This window comes from Goodfellowiella coeruleoviolacea, assembly GCF_024171785.1.
GTDB lineage: Bacteria > Actinomycetota > Actinomycetes > Mycobacteriales > Pseudonocardiaceae > Goodfellowiella > Goodfellowiella coeruleoviolacea.
Genome location: NZ_JAMTCK010000001.1, coordinates 1 through 4,970 on the forward strand (window position 1 = coordinate 1; position 4,970 = coordinate 4,970).

General features: G+C 72.8%; 2 protein-coding genes. Both read right to left on the reverse strand.

Features of this window, described 5'->3' with window-relative positions:
- The coding region (locus LX83_RS00005) for a beta-ketoacyl synthase N-terminal-like domain-containing protein (RefSeq protein ID WP_253766916.1) at nt 1-1,070 on the reverse strand (1,070 nt) is incomplete at its 3' end.
- A gap of 8 nt (nt 1,071-1,078) precedes the next feature.
- Nucleotides 1,079-4,930, reverse strand: coding sequence for a type I polyketide synthase (locus LX83_RS00010; protein ID WP_253766918.1), 3,852 nt, complete (start codon nt 4,928-4,930; stop codon nt 1,079-1,081).
- Nucleotides 4,931-4,970 lie beyond the last annotated feature (40 nt).

Below are 4,970 nucleotides of genomic sequence, written 5' to 3' on the forward strand. Positions count from 1 at the left end.
GCCGCGATCAACGCCTGCGCCTCGATCGGATCACCCAACGGCGTGCCCGTACCGTGCGCCTCCACCACATCCACATCCGACGGCGCCAACCCCGCATCCGCCAACGCCGCCGCGATCACCCGCTCCTGCGCCCGACCACTCGGCGCGGTCAACCCGTTCGACGCACCGTCCTGGTTCACCGCCGAACCCCGCACCACCCCCAACACCTCATCACCCAAACGCACCGCGTCCGACAACCGCCGCAACACCACCACACCCACCCCCTCCGCCGGACCAAACCCGTCCGCACCCGCCCCGAACGACCGACACCGACCATCCGAGGACAGCGCGCCCTGGCGGCTGAAGCCCAGCAGCAGTTCCGGGACGGCCAACACCGTGGCACCGCCGGCCAGCGCGAGGTCGCACTCGCCGCGCCGCAGCGACTGCACCGCCAGGTGCAGCGCCACCAACGACGACGAACACGCCGTGTCGATCGTCACCGCCGGGCCCTCCAGCCCCAGCGCGTAGGCGACGCGACCGGAGGCGACGCTCGTGGACGAACCGGTCAGCTGGTGGCCCTCGGAGTGCTCGGCCGCGCCGAGCATCGTGTAGCCGTACCCGTTGTACATGGCGCCGACGAACACGCCGGTCGCGCTGCCCCGCAACGACAACGCGTCGATCCCCGCGTCCTCCAACGCCTCCCACGACGTCTCCAACAACAACCGCTGCTGCGGATCCATCGCCTCCGCCTCCCGAGGCGAAATCCCGAAAAACCCCGCATCGAACCCACCAGCACCGGTCAGGAACCCACCACTCCGCGGGTAGGACCCCCCGGCCCGATCCGGATCGAACAACCCCGCCACATCCCAACCACGATCCACCGGCAACCCCGTCACCGCATCACCACCACCCAGCACCAACCGCCACAGCTCCGCCGCACTCCCCACCCCACCGGGAAACCGACAGCCCACCCCCACCACCGCGATCGGCTCCCTGGCCCGCTCCTCCACCCGTGCCAACCGATCCCGCACACCACGCAGATCCGCCGTCGCCCGCCGCAGGTACTCGCGAAGCCGCTCCTCGTTGCTCACCGGACTGCTCACCGGGACTCCACTCCCCCACTGGGCACGTCGTGTTCGTCGCTGGCCCAACCGAACTCGCTGTCCAGCACGGCGAACAGCTCGTCATCGGTTGCCGTGCGCAGGTCAGGTTGGCTGTCGGCGGTGGGTGCCGCACCGGTGCGCTGCCGGTTCCAGCGCTGCACCAACGCCTGCACCCGGGTGTCCACCGCGGTGATGTCCTCCTCAGTGGACAGTCCAAGGAGGACTTTTTCGAGCCGGTCCACTTCGGCCACGGCGAGCGCGGCGCCGGACACCTCCTGTTCGGGGAGCAGTCGCTCCCGCAGGTGCCTGGCGAGCGCGCCGGGCGTGGGGTGCTCGAAGACGGCGGTCACCGTGATGCGCAGGCCGGTCAGCGCCGCGAGCCGGTTGCGCAGCTCGACCCCGGCCAGCGAGTCGAACCCGAGGTCCTTGAACGTCTGGTGCGCGGACACGGCGGCGGGGCTGTCGTGGCCGAGCACGGCCGCCGCCTGTTCGGTCACCAGATCGGTGAGGATGTCGTCCTGCTCGGTGCGGCTCACCGAACGCAGCCGCTCCACCAGTGCCGCCGCCTCCACCCGGTCCCGCACCGGGCGGCGCGGCGAGTCGGGCACCAGCCCGCGCAGCACGGCCGGCAGGGCGCCGGACGCCTGCTGTGCGCGCAACGCGGCCACGTCGAACAGGGCGGGCACCACCGCCGCCGCGGGTTGGGCGAGCGCGCGGTCCAGCAGCCGCAGTCCGCGTTCCGTGGTCAGGGCGGTGATCCCGGTGCGTTCCAGCCGGAACCTGTCGGTCGCGCCGAGCGTCCGGGTCAGGCCGCTGCGCTCCGCCCACAGCCCCCAGGCCAGGGACAGCGCGGGCAGGCCGAGGGCCCGCCGGTGTTGTGCCAGTGCGTCGAGGAAGGCGTTGGCCGCGGCGTAGCCGGCCTGCCCCGGGTTGCCGATCGTGCCCGCGGCCGAGGAGAACAGGACGAACGCCGCGAGGTCGTGGCCGGCGGTGAGGTCGTGCAGGTGCACGGCGGCGTCGAGCTTGGGCCGCAGCACGGTGTCCAGCTGGTCCTCGGTGAGGGAGGTGAACACGGCGTCGGCGAGCGCGCCGGCCGCGTGGAACACCGCCGTCAGCGGGTGTTCGGCGGGAATCGCCGCCAGGGCGGTGGCGAGCGCGGCCCGGTCGGCGGTGTCGCAGGCGGTCAGCACCACCCGGGCCCCGAGTGCGGTCAGCTCCGCTTCGAGGTCGGCCGCTCCCGGGGCCTGCGCTCCGCTCCTGCTGAGCAGGAGCAGGTTGCGGACACCGTGGACGGTGACCAGGTGGCGGGCGGTCGCGGCGCCGAGGGTGCCGGTGGCTCCGGTGATGAGCACGGTTCCGTCGGGGTTCAACTCGGCGGGCGGGGTGTGCTGGTCGATCCGCGTCATCCTGGGCACGAAGGCCGTGTCGCCGCGCAGGGCCAGCTGGGCCTCGCGCGTGGCGACGGCCGCGGGAATGGCCGGGTGGCCGGGGTCGTCGGTGTCCAGCAGGACGATCCGGTCGGGGTGCTCGTTCTGCGCGGAGCGCAGCAGCCCCCACAGCGGTGCGGCAACGAGGTCCACGTCCTCGTCGTCGGTGGTGGCGACCGCGCGGTGGGTCAGCACCACCAGGGTGGTCCCGGCCAGCCGCGGCTCGGTGAGCACCGCGGCCACCGTGCGCAGCACGCGCCGCAGGGCCGTGCGCACCAGATCGGGCAGGTTCGCGGCGGCACCGCCAGCACCAGCGCAGCGCACGACGAGCACCTCCGGTGGTGGCGTGCCCTGGTCGAGCGCGGTGATCAGCGCTTCGACGTCGGCGTGGTCGGTGTCGTGCCGCGGTGCCGGGCCCGGGTCGGCACCGTCCACCAGGACCGCGGCCCACCCGGTGCCGGCGGGGGTGGCGGACAGGGGCAGGGGAGTCCACCGCACCCGGTGCAGCGGGGTGGCCGTGGCGCGCGTGGCCAACTGGCCGTGCTCGACCGGCCGCAGGTGCAGGGACCGCACGGACACGACCGGGCGGCCGCTGTCGTCGGCCACCTCGCAGGCCAGTGCGTCCTCCCCGGTGGACAGGAGGCGAACGCGCAACACCCCGGTGGTGCTGGGCCCGTGCCAGCGGACCCCGGTCCACGAGAACGGCAACCGCACCTGGTCCGCGCCGGTGCCGGCCACGGCGATCAGCGCGTGCAGGGTGGCGTCCAGCGCGGCCGGGTGCACCAGGAACCCGCCGTCCCTGTCCTGTTCTGGCACGGCCACCTCGGCGAACACCTCCGAGCCGCACCGCCACGCCGCCACCACACCCTGGAACGCCGGACCGTACTCGTAGCCGCGCTCGGTGAGCAGGTCGTACAGCCCGTCCACGGCGATCGGTTCGGCCTCGCGCGGCGGCCAGGGGTCGGGCAGGGCCGCGGTCGGGGCGGTGTCCTCGGCGACGACGAGGGCGGACGCGTGGCGCACCCACTCCCCATCGTCGGCGCACGAGTGGATCTCCGCCGTGCGCGTCCCGGTGTCGTCGGCTGGGCCCAGCACCACCTGGAGCTGGACGGGTTCGTCGTCGGTCAGGCACAGCGGGGTGTGCACCACGAGATCATCGACCCCCACCCCACCGGCCCGCTCCGCGGCGTGCAACGCCAACTCCACGAACGCCGCACCCGGAACCAACACCGTCCCGTGCACCGCGTGATCGGCCAACCACGGCTGCTCCGCCAACGACACCCGACCCGACAACACCACCTCACCGGTCCCCGCCACCGGCACCACCGCACCCACCACCGGATGCGCCACCCGCCCCAACGCCAACCCCGCCGACTCACCCCAGCCCGGCCCGGAGGTCGGGGCGGAGGAGTTCATCCAGTAGCGCGTTCGCTGGAACGGATAGGTGGGCAGGCCGATCCGGCGGGCGGGTTCCCTGGCAGCGCCGAGCGCCGCCAGTGCTCGCGGCCAGCACACCGGCACGCCCGCGGTCCACAGTCGTGCGGCCGAGTTCAGCAGTTCCCGCGTGTCGTCGCGGTCGCGCCGCAGCGAGCCGACGACAACGGCGTCGCTGTCGGGCTGCCGCTGGTCGGCAACGGCTTCGATGCCCGACGCCAGAACGGGATGCGCGCCCACTTCGACGAACACGCGGTGATCGGCGGGCAGGGCGGCGAGTGCCTCGTCGAAGCGGACGGTCTGGCGGAGATTGCGGTACCAGTACTCCGCGTCCAACCCAGCCGTGTCCAGCAGACCACCGGTCACCGTCGAATAGAACCGCACCCGACCCGACACCGGCCGCAACCCCGACAACACCCCCACCAACTCCGCCCGCACCCCCTCCACCTGAACCGAATGCGACGCGTAATCCACCGGCAACACCCGCGCCTCAACACCCTCCGCCACACACCCCGCCACGAACTCCCGCACCGCCCCCACCTCACCCGACACCACCGTCGCATTCGGACCATTCACCGCCGCCACCTCCCACCCCGACACCCCACGAGCACGCACCCGCTCCACCGGCAACGCCACCGACGCCATCAACCCCCGACCCGACAACACCCCCAACAACCGACTCCGCAACGCCACCACCCGCGCCCCATCACCCAACGACAACCCACCCGCCACACACGCCGCCGCGATCTCCCCCTGCGAATGCCCCACCACCGCCACCGGCTCCACCCCACACTCCCGCCACACCGCCGCCAACCCCACCGCCACCGCCCACAACACCGGCTGCACCACCTCAGTCCGCTCCAACAACACCCCATCCCCCCGCAACACCTCCACCACCGAGAAATCCACAAACGACGACAACGCCGCATCACACTCCCCCACCACCGCACCGAACACCCGCGACCGCCCCAACAACTCCCGCCCCATCCCCACCCACTGCCCACCCTGACCAGCGAACACGAACACC